The organism is Microbispora sitophila (assembly GCF_014892245.1).
Lineage (GTDB): Bacteria > Actinomycetota > Actinomycetes > Streptosporangiales > Streptosporangiaceae > Microbispora > Microbispora siamensis.
The window spans coordinates 115,261-129,830 of sequence record NZ_JADBGC010000010.1; the positions used below are offsets into that span (position 1 = coordinate 115,261).

Annotated in this window: 12 protein-coding genes; 8 read left to right on the forward strand and 4 right to left on the reverse strand. The window is 72.1% G+C overall.

Annotation, left to right across the window (positions count from 1 at the left end; all coding sequences use genetic code 11):
• Positions 1–16 precede the first annotated feature (16 nt).
• Genes IL992_RS19830 through fdxA form a run of 4 tightly spaced genes read right to left on the reverse strand, consistent with a single transcriptional unit; the run spans position 17 to position 2,937 of the window.
• Positions 17–781 carry a hypothetical protein gene (locus IL992_RS19830; RefSeq protein ID WP_226873451.1) on the reverse strand — a complete coding sequence of 255 codons (765 nt, stop codon included), beginning with the start codon at positions 779–781 and terminating at the stop codon, positions 17–19.
• 58 nt (positions 782–839) lie between these two features.
• Entirely contained in the window at positions 840–1,475 is a 636-nt protein-coding gene (locus IL992_RS19835; RefSeq protein WP_193204852.1) for a DUF4178 domain-containing protein, read from the reverse strand.
• A gap of 11 nt (positions 1,476–1,486) precedes the next feature.
• The gene (gene dapC, locus IL992_RS19840; RefSeq protein WP_193204853.1) at positions 1,487–2,566 is read right to left on the reverse strand and encodes a succinyldiaminopimelate transaminase; all 1,080 of its coding nucleotides are present in this window, start codon (positions 2,564–2,566) and stop codon (positions 1,487–1,489) included.
• Positions 2,567–2,610: 44 nt separating this feature from the next.
• Complete coding sequence (fdxA, locus tag IL992_RS19845; protein WP_030507471.1) at positions 2,611–2,937, reverse strand: ferredoxin; 327 nt, start codon at positions 2,935–2,937, stop codon at positions 2,611–2,613.
• Between the two features lie 97 nt (positions 2,938–3,034).
• On the opposite strand from fdxA, the gene IL992_RS19850 reads away from it, so the two are divergent.
• From IL992_RS19850 to IL992_RS47690, 8 genes are all read left to right on the forward strand, one after another.
• Positions 3,035–3,268, forward strand: coding sequence for a putative acetyltransferase (locus IL992_RS19850; RefSeq protein ID WP_193204854.1), 234 nt, complete (start codon positions 3,035–3,037; stop codon positions 3,266–3,268).
• An 86-nt stretch (positions 3,269–3,354) separates the two neighbouring features.
• Positions 3,355–4,446 carry an ABC transporter substrate-binding protein gene (locus IL992_RS19855; RefSeq protein WP_319018679.1) on the forward strand — a complete coding sequence of 364 codons (1,092 nt, stop codon included), beginning with the start codon at positions 3,355–3,357 and terminating at the stop codon, positions 4,444–4,446.
• Positions 4,447–4,571: 125 nt separating this feature from the next.
• Positions 4,572–5,348: a class I SAM-dependent methyltransferase gene (locus tag IL992_RS19860; RefSeq protein WP_193204856.1), complete on the forward strand. Its 777-nt coding sequence runs from the start codon at positions 4,572–4,574 to the stop codon at positions 5,346–5,348.
• A gap of 65 nt (positions 5,349–5,413) precedes the next feature.
• Positions 5,414–7,012 (forward strand): hypothetical protein, encoded by a 1,599-nt coding sequence (locus IL992_RS19865; RefSeq protein WP_193204857.1) that lies wholly within the window; start codon positions 5,414–5,416, stop codon positions 7,010–7,012.
• 3 nt (positions 7,013–7,015) lie between these two features.
• Positions 7,016–9,076: a UvrD-helicase domain-containing protein gene (locus tag IL992_RS19870; protein WP_193204858.1), complete on the forward strand. Its 2,061-nt coding sequence runs from the start codon at positions 7,016–7,018 to the stop codon at positions 9,074–9,076.
• Positions 9,077–9,131: 55 nt separating this feature from the next.
• Positions 9,132–10,997 (forward strand): sigma factor-like helix-turn-helix DNA-binding protein, encoded by a 1,866-nt coding sequence (locus IL992_RS19875; protein ID WP_193204859.1) that lies wholly within the window; start codon positions 9,132–9,134, stop codon positions 10,995–10,997.
• Between the two features lie 88 nt (positions 10,998–11,085).
• Positions 11,086–12,165, forward strand: a complete 1,080-nt coding sequence (locus tag IL992_RS19880; RefSeq protein WP_193204860.1) for a cysteine--tRNA ligase — start codon at positions 11,086–11,088, stop codon at positions 12,163–12,165.
• 490 nt (positions 12,166–12,655) lie between these two features.
• Positions 12,656–14,539 (forward strand): HNH endonuclease signature motif containing protein, encoded by a 1,884-nt coding sequence (locus IL992_RS47690; RefSeq protein WP_193204861.1) that lies wholly within the window; start codon positions 12,656–12,658, stop codon positions 14,537–14,539.
• Positions 14,540–14,570: the final 31 nt, after the last annotated feature.

Genomic DNA, 14,570 nt, shown 5'->3' on the forward strand with positions numbered 1-14,570 from the left:
ACCTTAATCCACGGGTTCACGCGATCTGCACGGTGGCGACGGGCTTGGTGTCCTTGCGCCAGCCGTCGTGCCCGCTGGCGGCCGTCCAGGTCACGCCCTCGAAGCGCACCTGGCGCAGGCCGTACTTCTGCGCGTGGGTGACGTACCACGCGGCGACCAGCCAGCCGCGCTTGGGCGCGGAGTCGGTGCCGAGCGCCCGCACGAGTTGCTTGCGCGCGGCCTCGGGCTGCGGCGAGACGGGCTTATCGGGCGGGGGATACCAGCAGTGGACGGCCTGGGGCACGCGCCCGATGAACGCCGCCGAGAGGATCTTGGCGTTGTACTCGTGGTCGGCGTAGGCCGAGCCGTCCGCGGAGCGCTGCACGGCCTGGGCCGCCTCGTGCAGTGGCAGGGTCTTGTAGTGCTTCACCTTCTCCAGGGCGGCGAAGAACTTCCGCGCCGCGTAGACCGGGTCCTGCAACTGCTCGGCCGTCCCCCAGCCCTGCGAGGGCCGCTGCTGGAAGACGCCCACCGAGTCGCGGTCGCCGTACGGCAGGTTGGCCAGCTTGGACTCCTGGATCGCGGTGACGTAGGCGATCTGGAGGGCGCGCTCGGGCAGCTTGCGCCGCACCGCGACGGCGGCGATGGTCGCCGCCACCTGGGCCTGCTCGATGTCGAGGTCGAGCGTGCCGTCCGGGGTCTTGATCATGCAGTGTTCGCCCAAGGCGAACGGCTCGGTCCGCTTCAGCAGGTGATAGGCGCCGTAGAAGATGGCCCCGCCCAGCAGGACGACGATGACCATGACGGTCACGACAGGTTTGGTAAGGCGCCGTTCCACGTAGCAGAACCTACCCGGGTGATCAGGGCAGCCGATCCACTCGAATGGAACCGGGAGTGAGCGGACGGGCGTACGACGCCTCCCACTGGCCGCCCTGCACACGCTGGAACGACAGCAGGCGGCCGTCGCCCGCCCGATAGTCGGCGAAGTCGAGCAGGCCGCGCTCGGGCAGCCCGGTGGTCCCCTCGGAGCGGAAGGCGGCCGTGCCGCGCTCGATGGGATAGAACTCCAGGCCGTCCACGATGAGCATGTGCCTGGCCGGCACCATGCCCTGGGTCGGCACGTCGGTCCATAGCAGGACCTCCAGGTGGAGGGGCTCGCCCTCCTTGCCCGGCCGTTCCTCGACCGACAGCCAGTTGTAGCGCCGGGCGCCCTCGTCCAGCAGATACTCCGTCCACTTCTCGCCCTGCATCGTGCAGTGCAGGGCGCCGACGGCCCGGTAGCGGGCGGCCTCCACGTAGACGGTGTCGCCCACCCTGATCGTGCGGGGGTCGAAGAAGTCGGGATCGGCCGCGGGGTCACGCGGCGGCGACTCTCCCGGAGCCGCCGGCGGGGTGCGGACCGGTTCGCGCGCACGCGTGCGCCGGGCCGTGGCGAAGGCGCCCAGCACGACGACGACCGTGGCGAGGCCCAGCACGATCACGATCGCTGTCGTCATGGCGCGCGATCCTACTGGAGGCGGCTCACCGCCGCATCGACACGCTCGTCCGTGGCGGTGACGGCGATGCGGACGTGGCCACGCCCGGCGTCGCCGTAGAACTCGCCCGGCGCGACGAGGATGCCCCGCTCGGCCAGGGCGCGCACCTGGTCCCAGCAGCCGGTGCCGTTGGTGGCCCACAGGTAGAGCCCGGCGTCCGAGTGCTCGATCCGCCAGCCGGCCCGCTCCAGCGCGGGCCGCAGCACCGCCCTGCGCCGGGCATACCGCTCCCGCTGCTCGTCGGCGTGCGCGTCGTCGTCGAGCACGGCCGCCGTCGCGGCCTGGACCGGGGCGGGCATCATCATGCCGGCGTGCTTGCGCACCTCCAGCAGCCGCCGTACGAGCCGGGGGTCGCCGGCGACGAAGCCGGCGCGGTATCCGGCGAAGTTCGACCGCTTCGACAGCGAGTGGACCGCGAGCAGGTTCTCGTGGGAGCCCTCGCACACGTCCGGGTGGAGGATGGAGACGGGGTGCTCCTCCCAGCCCAGCTCGATGTAGCACTCGTCGGACGCGACGATCGCACCGCGCTCGCGCGCCCACGCGACGACCTTGCGCAGGTGCTCGGCGGGCAGGACGCGCCCGGTGGGGTTGGACGGCGAGTTCACCCAGACGAGGGGCACCCGCTCGGGGCCCAGCGCGAGGAGCCCGTCGGTCGCGTAGGGCTCGGCCCCGGCCAGCCTCGCGCCCACGTCGTAGGTGGGATAGGCGAGCTGGGGGAAGACCACGCGCTCACCCGGCCGGACGCCGAGCAGCGTCGGCAGCCAGGCCACCAGTTCCTTGGAGCCGATGGTCGGCAGCACGTCGGCCGGGTCGACCGTGACGCCGTGCCGCCGCCGCAGCCAGCCCGCGGCCGCCTCACGCAGCCGCGGCGTGCCGTACGTCAGGGGATAGCCGGGGCTGTCGGCGGCGGCGGCGAGCGCCTCACGGGCGACCGGGGGCACCGGGTCGACCGGCGTGCCGACCGACAGGTCGACGATCCCGCCGGGATGCGCCCGCGCCAGGTCCTGATAGGGCACGAGCCGATCCCATGGGAAGTCCGGCAACGCAAGCAAAGAAAATCCCCCAGTCGTCACGGACCGCGCTGATCAGGCGTCGGTCAGTGGTCCTCACCCTGCGGCGGGAGCGCCGCGACCAGCGGGTGATCCTTGTTGATCTTGCCGACCTTCGAGGCGCCGCCGGGCGACCCCAGCTCCTCGAAGAAATCGACGTTGGCCTTGTAGAAGTCCTTCCACTGCTCGGGAAGGTCGTCCTCGTAGAAGATCGCCTCTACGGGGCACACCGGCTCGCACGCACCGCAGTCCACGCACTCGTCGGGGTGGATGTAGAGCATGCGTTCGCCCTCGTAGATGCAATCGACGGGGCACTCCTCGATGCACGCCTTGTCCAGGACGTCCACGCAAGGCTGCGCGATGACGTACGTCACCTCGGGCTCCTTCTGGGTTGCACGGCTCGACCGCGGGTTGCTAGCCCTAGTATTGCGGTGCCTGCCGACTAGCCGGAACAGGAGGGGGGCAATCGTCGTGGCCCCTCGGCTCGGAGCCCGTCTCGTGGTCGCCATCACCCCCGCCGACGTGGGCAAACGAGTGACGACGCGACGCAGAGTGCCCGGCGGGCACCGGGACGCCGTCGGCGTGTTGGAATCCTGGCACGACGGGGTGCTCACCGTACGGAAACGGGACGGAAGCCTCGTCGAGATCACCGAGGACACCCTGGCCGCCGCCAAGGTCGTGCCGCCCGCGCCGCCCGCCCGGTAATCCCCGCGCCTGGTGCGGACGCCGACTCGGTAATGCCCCAGCGCGCCGCCGCGAACGACCGCCGCGGCGCGGGGAGCATACGCGGCGTGACCATACGTGCCTGCGTCGTGACGATCTCCTCGGCGGCCGTCCTCCTGTTCGGGGCCTCCGCGTGCTCGAAGCCGTCGTCGTCGGACAAGCCGCTGCCGCCCCTGAACCCCCGGGCCGACAGCCTGGAGTCCGGGTTCGGCACCATGGACAGGCTCGTCGAGGCGGCCAAGAAGGAGGGCGCGCTCACGGTCGTCGGCCTGCCGGGCGGCTGGGTCGGCTACAAGGAGATCATCGCCCGCTTCTCCGACAAATACGGGATCAAGGTGACCTCGATCGTGCCGGAGGCGAGCAGCAAGCAGGAGATCGACACCGCGGCCCGCCTGAAGGGGACGAGTCAGGCGCCGGACGTGTTCGACCTCACCCTGGAGGTCGCGGTCGCCAACGCCAAGCTCTTCGCGCCCTACCGGGTGACCGGCTGGGCGGACATCCCCGACGAGGCCAAGGAGCAGCGGGGACGCTGGTATGCCGCCTACGGCGGATACATGTCGATCGGCTACGACCCGAGGAAGGTCCCCACTCCCGCGTCGTACGGCGCGCTGGTCAGGCCGGGGACGATCGTGGCGCTGCCGGGCGACCCGCGCCGGGTGGCCTCGGCGTTCGGCGCCGTGATGGCGGCCTCGCTCGGCAACGGACTGCCGGACGCCGCGCGGGGCGTGGACCTGTTCGCGCGGCTGAAGAAGAGCGGCATGCTCGGCCGACCCGACCAGGCGACCGCGGTCGTGGACTGGGACTTCATGAACGCGGCGCGGGCCGCCTCCGGCCGCGGCGCGGCGGCCTGGCGGGTGACGATCCCCAAGAACGAGGTGCTCGCCTCCTACTACATGCAGGCGATCAGCGCCGACGCGCCGCACCCGGCCGCCGCCCGGCTGTGGGAGGAGTTCCTGCTGTCCGACGAGGGCCAGAACCTCTTCCTCAAGGCGTACGCGCGGCCCGCCCGGATGGAGGCGATGGAGATGCGCGACACGCTGAACGGGGACGCCGCCGCCAGGCTGCCGGAGGCGTCCGGCGACCCGGTGATCCTGAACATCCCCGAGCAGGATCAGGCCAAGTCATATGTGACCGCGCATTGGGGCCAGATGGTCGGCTGAGCCACCCGATCTCGCGAGGGCGACGGAAGCCGTAAAGTGTGTCGTTATCCCAGCAGTCTCACAAGTCGGCATGAGATTGCGGCAATCCCGACACCGGGCACCACGTGTCAGAATGCGAGCCGATCTTGAGGTACGAAACTCCCAGTCTCACCCGATGGAACGCTCGCGCCTACGACAGCTCCTTCGGCTACGTCTCGGCTCAGGGCGCGCCACTGGTGGAACTGCTCGACCCGCGCCCCGGTGAGCGCGTGCTCGACCTCGGGTGCGGCACCGGCGTGCTCACCGCCGACATCGCCAGGCGCGGCGCCCACGTGCTGGGCATCGACGGCTCCCACTCCATGATCGAGCAGGCCATCGCGCACCATCCCGGACTCGACTTCACCGTGGGCGACGGCTACGACTTCACCGTCGCCCAGCCGTACGACGCGGTCTTCTCGAACGCCGCGCTGCACTGGATGAGCCGCGACCCCGACGCGGTGATCGACTGCGTGCGGGAGGCGCTGCGGCCGGGCGGCCGGTTCGTCGCCGAGATGGGCGGCGCGGGCAACTGCGCGGCTCTGACCTCCGCCGTGCTCACCGCCTGGCGGGAGTACGGCCTGCCCGAGCCCGAGCTGCCGTGGTACTTCCCCACGCCGGCGGAGTACGCCCACCGGCTGGAGAAGGGCGGCTTCACGGTCCGGCTGCTGGAGTATTTCGACCGCCCCACCCCGCTCGACGAGTGCCCCAACGGCGCGGCCGACTGGGTCCGGATGTTCGCCGGCTCACTGCTCGACCGGGTCCCTCCTGCGGCCGTGGAGCCGCTGCTGCGCCGGGTCAACGAGCTGGCGGCCCCCGCCCTGCGCCGGGAGACCGGCTGGATGGCCGACTACGTCCGCCTCCGTTTCGCCGCGGAACGTCACTGACATCTCCACCACGACGGGGCGATTTGCCAGACTATGGACTGGTCTTTGTGAGTGATGGGGAAAGCATGAACTTCTGCCTGAGTGACCTCGTGCCACCGCTGCGCTGGAGTGACGCTGCCCGCATCACGACCCTGGCCGACCGGCCCGGCCTGCCGGACGCCTGGTGGCGGACCCTGCCCCTGCACCGGGTGCTCGCCGTCCTGGACGCCGAGGCGCTGGGCGACCTGCTCACCGAGCTCGCGCTCGACCACTGGCCGGCGGCGGCCGTCGGCGACGTGCTGCCCGCGCTGCACGTGCTCGATCCGGACGAGGCCGACGACCCCCAGGTCGCGATCGCGCTCGACCGGGCGGGGTCGTGGCACGGCCTGCTCGCGCTGTCCGGCCGGGAACTGACCGACCAGCCGTTCGTCAAGGCCCGCCCCGTGCTGACCGCTCTGTTCACCGCCGTGTTCTTACGGATGTCCCCGGAGGAGGCGGAGCCGGTATCCGAGCCGGTATCCGAGCCGGTGGAGGATCCCCCGGACGAAGAGGTCGCGGAGCAAGAGATCCCGGACATCCCCGAGCTGATCGACGCGGCGTTCGGCGGGCTGGACGACCAGACGTGGATGGTGGCGCAGAACCGGGTCTTCGCCGACGAGCCGTCCGACCCCGAACAGCTGGCCAGGCTGCTGGCCGTCCATCCCGCCGTCATCCACGATCTCGAAGCGGCCCTGCGCGACCGGCTGTCCCGCTGGCTCGCGCTGCCCGAGGCGAAGCCGTACAACGAGCATCTGACCTGGCTCACCGACACCTTCGGAGCCGCGGTCCCCAAGGAGCGGTTCGTCACGGCGGCCGAGTGGCACGGGCGCGAACTGCGCTCGCTGGAGGTGCCCGCCTGGCGGTTCGTGCTCGCCACGCTCCCCGGCCACCGCCTCTTCGGCGACTGGCTCGTGGCCGGCGACGTCGAGGAACTGCGGGAGAGGACGCGGAGCCTGATCGCCTCGGCCGAGCGCCCGCCGACCGTCCCCCGGGCGCTGGAGATGATCGGCTCTCTCGGCATCCGTCCCGACGTCGCGAGGCAGTGGCTGGAGAGCGTGCCGCAACTGCGCGCCCAGAAGGCGTCCGAGGTCGCTCCTGACAGGCAGCAGGACCGGCAACAGGACCGGCAACAGGGCGGGCTCAAGGACGTGGCGCTGACCCGGCGGTGCTTCCGGCAGCCGGACGGCAGGTGGTGGCTCAGGGTGGACGTCTCCGGCGACCATCTCCAGGGCGGCGAGGTCCCGCTGCCCAGCGGGTTCGCCGCGTACGTCGGCCTCGCGCCGGGCGAGGACCGCACGGTGCGCAGCGCCGCCGGGGAGGTCGGCCTCTCCTGGCACGCGCGGCCGGCCCTGGGCTCCCTGCAGCGGATTCTCAGCGAGGTCTCGGCCGAGGAGGGCAGCCACATCTTCCTGACCCTGTCCGAGGAGGGCATGCTGCGCGTACGGCACCTGCCGGCGGCGAACGGCGGCGACGAGACGAGCCGCGCGCTGCGCCTGGTGGGCTACACCGCGCCCAGCGGCACGCCCGAGCAGGCGGCGCGGGTGATCGCGACGCGTGTCGGCCTCTCCGCACCCGTCGGGCGGCCCGAACTCCTCGCGCGGCTGCGAGAACGCGGGGACCGCGACCTGCTGACCCTGCTGGGATAGCCGATGCCCCGGCTCGCGATCTCCCCGGAGTTCCTGCGCGGGCTCGGCGCGCTCACCCGGCCGGTCCGCCGGGACGTCGCCGTCGCGGTACGCCGGTTCCTGCTGAACGCGTCCGCCGCGCCGCACCCCGAGAGGGTGCGCAACTGCCGCGATCCCCGGGTCGCCACCCTGCGGCTCGCCGACCGCCACCGAGGGGTGGTGGTGCGGCAGGAGGACGTCTACTGGCTGCTCACCGTGCTGCCGGACGCCGAGGCGTGGTCGTACGCGCAGCGGCACAGGGTCGGCGTCAACACGGCCATCGGGATCGTCGAGACCTGGGACGCCGAGGCGCTGGAGCGGATCGAGCCGGCCCTGCGCCGCGCGTCGGAGACCGGCGGCCGGCCGCTGTTCGAGAACTGGTGCGACAACGATCTGCTGAACATCGGCATCGACCCCCGCCTGCTGCCGCTGCTGCGGCTGATGACGTCGGAGTCGCATCTCGCGGCCGTGGAGCCGCTGCTCCCGCACAGCCAGTACGCGCCGCTCGCGGCGCTCGCCCGCGGCGGCTCGCTCGCGGCGGCCTGGCGCGAGCTGGACGCCTGCCGCTCCCGCGTCGCCGACGAGATCGATCCCGAGGACCTCCTGGCGGCGCTGCGGCGCAGCCCCGACCGGGCCGCGTTCGCCGCCGACGCCGCCGAGCTCGAGCGCATCCTCACGCTGCCCGGCTGGTGCACGTTCCTCTATCCGCCGCAGCACACGTACGCCAACTGGCCGGCGTACGAGCAGCCGGTGCTGATCACCGGGGGCGCGGGCACCGGGAAGACGGTCATCGCGCTGCACCGGGCGGCCCTGCTGGCCCGCGCGGCCACCGGCCCGGTGCTGCTGGTCACGTTCTCGCAGAGCCTCGCGACCGAGCTGTCCGCGCGGCTCGACATGATCATCAACGACGAGGTGGTCCGCAAGCGCGTCGAGGTGGGCAACGTCGACAGGATCGCGCACCGCATCGTCGCCGAGGCGGAGGGCCGTGCCCCCGCCCTCGTCTCCTCCGACGACCTCGCCGAGCTCTGGCAGGAAGCGGCCGGCAGGCGCTTCGGCAGCGCGTTCCTGCTGCGCGAGTGGGAGCAGGTGATCCTCGCGCAGGATCTGCGGACGCTGGAGGAGTATCAGGCCGCCGCCAGGCCGGGCCGCGGCGTCCGGCTCGACACCGAGGCCAGGACGATGGTGTGGGAGGCGGTCCAGCAGGTCGTACGGCGGCTGCGCGAGTCCGGCCGGCGCACCCTGCTCCAGCTCGCCTCGGAGGCGGCGGGCCTGCTCGGGCGGGCCGTGGGCGACCTGCTGGGCGACGAGGCGCCGGGGCGGGAGCCGTACCGGCACATCGTGGTGGACGAGGCGCAGGACCTGCACCCGGCCCAGTGGCGGCTGCTGCGGGCGGCGGTCCCCGCCGCCCCGAACGACCTGTTCATCCTGGGAGACCCGCACCAGCGCATGTTCGACACGCGGGTCGCGCTGGCGGACGTCGGCATCCCCGCCCGCAGGTTCCAGCTGAAGATCTCCCACCGGCTGCCCGCCGAGATCCTGTCGTGGGGGGTGCGCCTGCGGGGCGGCGGTCCCGCCGACGGCCTGGTCGCGGGCAACGCCGCGATGTACGGCTACCGCGCGCTGGACTACGGCACCCGCCCGATGGTGCGCGGGTACGTGAACGCGGAGGCGGAGATCGCCGGGCTCGTCTCCACCGTGGCCGAATGGCTGGAGGAGGGCGTGCCGACCGCGCAGATCGCGGTGGCCGCGCGCACCTCCGACCTCGTGCGCACCGCCCGCACCGCACTACGCGAAGCGGGCATCACGGTCAAAGTCACCTCCCTTCACGGCATGAAAGGGCTGGAATTCCGCCGGGTGGCCGTGATAGGCGTGGCTGATGGAATCGTGCCGGCGCCGGACGCGCTGACCCCGGCCGACGAGGACCCGACGGCCCGGGCGCACGATCTGCAACGCGAACGGGGGCTGCTCTACGTGGCGTGTACGCGGGCGGGGGAGCTGCTCTACGTGTCCTATTCGGGGCGCGCCAGTCCCTTCATCCCGGCCTGACGTCCGATCCCCTAGTCTGAACTGCGGATACATTCCCCTTGCCGGTTGGACCTGCATGAATCTCAGCCTTAGCGACATCGTGCCTCCGCTGCGCTGGACCGCGCCCAGCCAGGTAGAGCCGATCGCGAGCGACCCCGGTCTTCCCGACGCGTGGTGGCAGGCGCTTCCCCTCGACCGGGCCTGCGCGGCGGTGGGAACCGGCCAGGTCGCCTCCCGGCTCGCCGACCTCACCATCGCCTGCTGGGCGCACCTGATCCTCGGCGACATCCTCCCGCTGCTGCGGTTCACCCATCCCGAGGAGAGCCTTCAGACGCCCGGCCCCCGGGAGAGCGTCCACGACCTGTACGTCGACGTGATCGACAAGCTGCTGGCCACCGAGCCCGCGCGGGAGCCGGCCGGGGCGCCGGTCCCGCCGGCCCTCCCCGAGCGTCCGATGCCCGAGATCATCGACGAGATCTTCGCCCGGCTGGACGACCGTCAGCGGGCCATCGCACGCGACCGGCTCTACTTCGACACCTCGCAGCTCCCGAGCCAGGCCCAGCGGGCCACGCTGGACGAGCTGGCACAGCGCTTCTCGGTCACCCGGGAGCGCATCCGGCAGATCGAGCGCGACCTGCGCGACCACGTGATGGACTGGCTGAACGGCCCGTCCGCCGCACCGCTGAACGCCCACCTGTCCTGGCTGCGCACCCGGCTGGGCTCGGCCGTGCCCGCCGACGACCTCGCCGCCGCCGTGCCGTGGCACCGCACCGAGCTGATCACGCTCGCGATCCCCGCCTGGCGGTTCGTCCGTACGCTCCTGACCGGGTACGACCAGGTGGACGGCTGGCTGGTCGCGGGCGGCGCGGACGAGCTCAGGGAGAAGACCCGGCAGCTGTTCACCGACGGCCCCCGGCCGCTGGAGGAGGCGGTCTCCCTCGTCGCCCAGCTCGGCATCCGGGAGGACGTCGCCGAGCGCTGGCTGGCGTCGGTGCCGCACCTGCGGGTCATGGAGGGCCACGTCGTCCCCTGGCCGCGCAGCATGGGCGACAAGGCGGAGGCCGTGCTGGCGGTCGCCCACGTCCCGCTCACCCCCGAGGAGATCCAGGCCCGCATCGGCGAGGACTACAGCCTCGTCGGCATCCGCAACCAACTCGCCTCCGACGAGCGGTTCATCCGGCTCGACCGCAGCAAGTACGGTCTGCGGCGCTGGGGCGGCGACGAGTACCTCGGCATCCGGGAGATGATCATCCGGGAGATCGAGCGTTCGGGCGGCGAGGCGTCCGTGAGCACGGTCGTGGACAACCTGACCTCCCGCTACGACGTGAGCGAGAGCTCCATCAGGGCGTACGCCGGAGGGCCCGGGTTCGAACGGACCCAGCGCGGCTACATCAGGGTGGCCGCCCAGGACCAGGCCGAGCCGTACCAGCCGCGCCGGGACGTCTCGATGACCCGTCGCTGCTTCCGCAGCAGGGACGGCCGCTGGTGGCACCGGATCGACGTGAACGCCGAGCACCTGCGCGGCTCGGGCTCCCCGCTGCCGACCGGTTTCGCCGCGCACCTCGGCATGGCGCCCGGCGGCCAGCTCACCGCATCCACCGCCTCGGGCGAGGTGGTGATCAGCTGGCACAACCAGCCGACCATCGGCTCGATCAGGAACGTTCTCGCCGAGTACAACGCGTCCGAGGGCGACCACGTCTTCCTGACGGTCTCCGACGGCGGCGAACTGCTGACCCGCTTCCTGCCTGTGGCGGGGGCCGGGCTGCCCGCGATCAACCAGGCGCTGCACCTGATCGGGTACACCGCTCCGGTGGCGTCGGAGGCCGAGGGCCTGCGGCTCATCGGCGCCCGCATCGGCCTGCCCGAGGGGGCCGTCCGCGAGGAGATCCTCGACCGCCTGCGCGAACGCGGCGACCGCGACATCCTGCGCTTCCTGACCTGACTGTTCTTTGTGCGAGTCTCCGTACGAGTCTTTGCGCGAGATCAGGGGCCGGGGCGGGGATGTCGGGGGCAGCACGTAGGCTCGGAGCATGTTGCGGCTCCACGACACCCTGACCCAGCAGGTCGTGCCCGTCGCCCCGGCCGGCTCGCGGATCCTGCGGATGTACACCTGCGCCGCGCACGGGCCCGCCGGCCTCGCCGACCTGCGCCCCGCCCTGCTCGCCGACCTGGTCCGCCGCGTCGCCGAACGCGCCGGGCTGCGGGTGCTCGCCTGCCGCAACGTCTCCGACCTCGGTAACGGCGATGCCGCGTCTCTCGACGCCGACACGCTCGCGCTCAACGTGCGCGCCCCCGAGCACTCCCCCAGGACCAGCGAGACGATGGGCCTGGTGATCGAGCTCATCGGGCGGCTCATCGAGCGCGGCCACGCGTACGCCACCCCGGAGGGGGCGGTGTTCTTCGACGCGACGTCCTTTCCCACGTACGGCGAGATCTCCGGCAAGCCGGGCTCGGCCTCCGACTGGCCCCTGTGGGAGCCGGCCGGCGGCGACGCCGGAGCGGTCTGGAACGCGCCCTGGGGCCGCGGACTCCCCGGCCGCGACATCGAGTGTTCGGCCACGCCGCTGCGGTTCCTCGGCCCGCGCTTCGACTTGTACGTGGGCGGGGCCGACCTGTGCTTCCCCCACCACGAGAGGGCGCGGGCCCAGTCGAACGCCGCGACAGGTCAGGAGGCCGCCACCCACTGGGCGCACTCCGGGCACCTGCTGTTCGAGGGCCGCCCGGCAGGCACCGGGGACGCCGTGCCGCTGTCCGGCGTCGTGGCCGCCGGTCTCGATCCCCTCGCCGTACGGCTGGCGCTGCTGGAGCAGCACTACCGGCGGCCGGTCGACCTCACCTGGGACGGCCTTCGCACCGCCGACGAGGAACTGCGGCGGCTACGGCGGCGGGTTGCCGAATGGGCGGAGTCACCGAGCCGCCCGATCGACGACGCCCACGCCGAGCGCGTCCAGCGGGCGCTGGACGACGACCTCGACACGCCCGGGGCGCTACGTCTGCTGCGCGACCTGGAGGCCGACGAGTCGGTCGCGCCGGGGTCCAAGTTCGAGACCTTCCTTCACTTCGACCACGTGCTCGCCCTCGACCTGCCCGCCGACATCGGCCGCATCTGACGGGCACTCCCCGCGTACGCCGGACGGGCCGGCTCCAGCGCCGGTCCGCTTCTCGATACGGACGGACTTGGGCCGGCCCGGCAGCGCCTCCGCTCCTTTCGTGCCTGTTCCTGTTCCTGTGCCGCGCCCGCTGCATGCGCGCGAGTGCAGGCGAACGGCTCAACCTGTCGCTCCAACAATTCCCTGCTCAGGGCGTGTGCGAGGCGCCACGGAGGTGAAAGAATTCACACAAGTATTCGAATTCAGCGAAGAGGGTGCGATGGATCTGTTTGCTGTCGATCCCGACCGCTCTCGTCGTTCGAATAACACTGACGGCGACTGGTGGGACCGGTTGACCGCTGACTCGCCGTTGTGGGCGTCCGGGGACTCACGTGCCTCCGGCTGTGGAGCCGGGAACGAGGAGGTCACGGACGATGCCGGGGCTGCGGATGGCTCGGAAGCCGGCGCTTGTGGGTCAGGTGCCGGTCGAGGCCGGTCGTCGTGGGTGTTGGTGGGTTCTCTGCGTGAGTCGGCGCAGGAGCTGGCGCTGGCGCCGCTGCCGGACGATGTGGATATCTGTCTGGCCGAGGCGGAGGAGTTGATGGTCGCCCGGGATCGGATCACGTGTGCTCTTGCTGAGCGGGTGGGGCGGGTGCATCGTGCGGGGCAGGCCAAACAGCATGGGCATGCCTCCACACGCAGTTGGTTGCGCAGCGCCGGGGGGATGAGTGTGGCGGGTGCGGGCCGGCTGCTGACCGTGGCGGTGGAGCTGGCCCGTCTGCCGCGGGTGCGTGCGGCGTTTGTGGCCGGGGAGTTGGCGGCGGGAGTGGTGGAGGCGATCTGCACCGCCACCGCCCAGTTGAATGACGAGCAGGCCGGGGTGGCTGAGCCGATTTTGCTGGAGCTGGCGGGCAAGGCGGGTGCGGCGGAGGTGGCCAAGGCCGGGCGTTACCTGCGTGCGGTGCTCGACCCTGATGGGGAGGAGCGCGATGAGCAGGCCGATTACGGGCGGCGGTTCCTGCGGGTGCGCCCTGCCCGGGGCGGGGGGCTGGAGGGGGAGTTTTATCTGCCGCGGGAGGCGGCCGCCCGGTTGCGGGCCCTGCTGGACGCCTACGCCAAACCCCGTGCGGAGGGTGATGACCGCCCGCCAAGTGTGCGTAACGCCGATGCGTTCATCGCGTTGCTGGAGCAGGAGATCGCGACCGAGCTTTTGGTCCTGGTCAACGCCGAATCCCTCCCCACCGACCCCGAACCCGAGCACCCCGGCCATGCCGCCGACCCCGGTACTGCAGAGGTAGAGGCAGGGGCGGAGGTCGGTGTAACCGCGGGTGCCGGTGCCGAGAGTGCCGACCGTGCCACCACCGCCCCTCGCGATGAGGAGTCTCACGACCCCGGAGTTGGCGGGCGCGGATCCCGTGAGGAGCGGACCCGTGAGCGGCAGGCCAGCGAGTGCGGGCCGCGCGACGCCGCGAGCACCGCCGCTGCCGAGGACGACGACACCGCGCAGGCCACGGGCGGAGACTGCGATCGTGGTGCGGTCCAGGCTGGATCCATGCACGCCAGGCGGGCATCAGCATGGCCCGTACACGGCGGTAGCGCGCACCCCCACACAGTGCCTCCGAACACCGAACCTCCGACCACAGCGCACCCGGACACAGCGCATCCGCACACAGCGCAGCCGGACCCTCCTCCCGAGGACGCACCTGGACATCACACCCACGCCGGGCAACGGCCTGCGGGGGACTGCCGGCATGGGCAAGCCACGCGTGAAGGTCACGGCCACGAGCAGCAGAGGCACGGCGAGGGCGGATGCGGGTGCGGCCGCAACGCGCGGTGCTCGTCCGCAACACCGGGGACGCCGAGACCCGAGCCGGAGACACCACCGGGAACAGACCCGGAGACGCCGCCGGGGAGACCACCGGGAACAGCGCCAGGGACGCCACCGGGAGCGTCACCGGGGGTGCTGCCGGGGGCGTTGCTGGGGACGGCGCCGGGGTTGTTACTGGCGACCGGGCAGATGCTGCCCGTCTCCAGCGTGCACCGCCTTGCCCGCACCTCCACCCTGGTGCGCCTGGTCATGGACGCCGACGGGCAGGTGCTCGACATGGGCCGCAAGGTTCGCCTGGCCACCCCCGCCCAACGCCGGGCCGTCTTCGCCCGCTACGCCACCTGCTGGATCGACGGCTGCCCCCTGCCCGCCACCATGTGCCAGATCGACCACGCCGACAACTGGAGCACCGGCGGCCTCACCGACCTGAAACTCCTCGGACCCGCCTGCCAGTTCCACAACCGCGACCGCTACCCCCACCCCGACCGCTACACCCGCCACAAACTCGGCGCCGACCGCTGGGCCTTCACCTACCACCCAGCCCGCAACAGGCGGCTGCGGATTTAGCGGCAGGGTGGCGGCACGGACGGCCGCCGGG

Bases quoted from the DNA above. Each gene is read 5' to 3' on its own strand.
- IL992_RS19870 (WP_193204858.1), top strand. From the start codon at position 7,016: ATGCCCCGGCTCGCGATCTCCCCGGAGTTCCTGCGCGGGCTCGGCGCG.
- IL992_RS19835 (WP_193204852.1), bottom strand. From the start codon at position 1,475: ATGACGACAGCGATCGTGATCGTGCTGGGCCTCGCCACGGTCGTCGTC.
- IL992_RS19865 (WP_193204857.1), top strand. From the start codon at position 5,414: ATGAACTTCTGCCTGAGTGACCTCGTGCCACCGCTGCGCTGGAGTGAC.
- IL992_RS19875 (WP_193204859.1), top strand. From the start codon at position 9,132: ATGAATCTCAGCCTTAGCGACATCGTGCCTCCGCTGCGCTGGACCGCG.
- IL992_RS19830 (WP_226873451.1), bottom strand. From the start codon at position 781: ATGGTCATCGTCGTCCTGCTGGGCGGGGCCATCTTCTACGGCGCCTAT.
- IL992_RS19880 (WP_193204860.1), top strand. From the start codon at position 11,086: ATGTTGCGGCTCCACGACACCCTGACCCAGCAGGTCGTGCCCGTCGCC.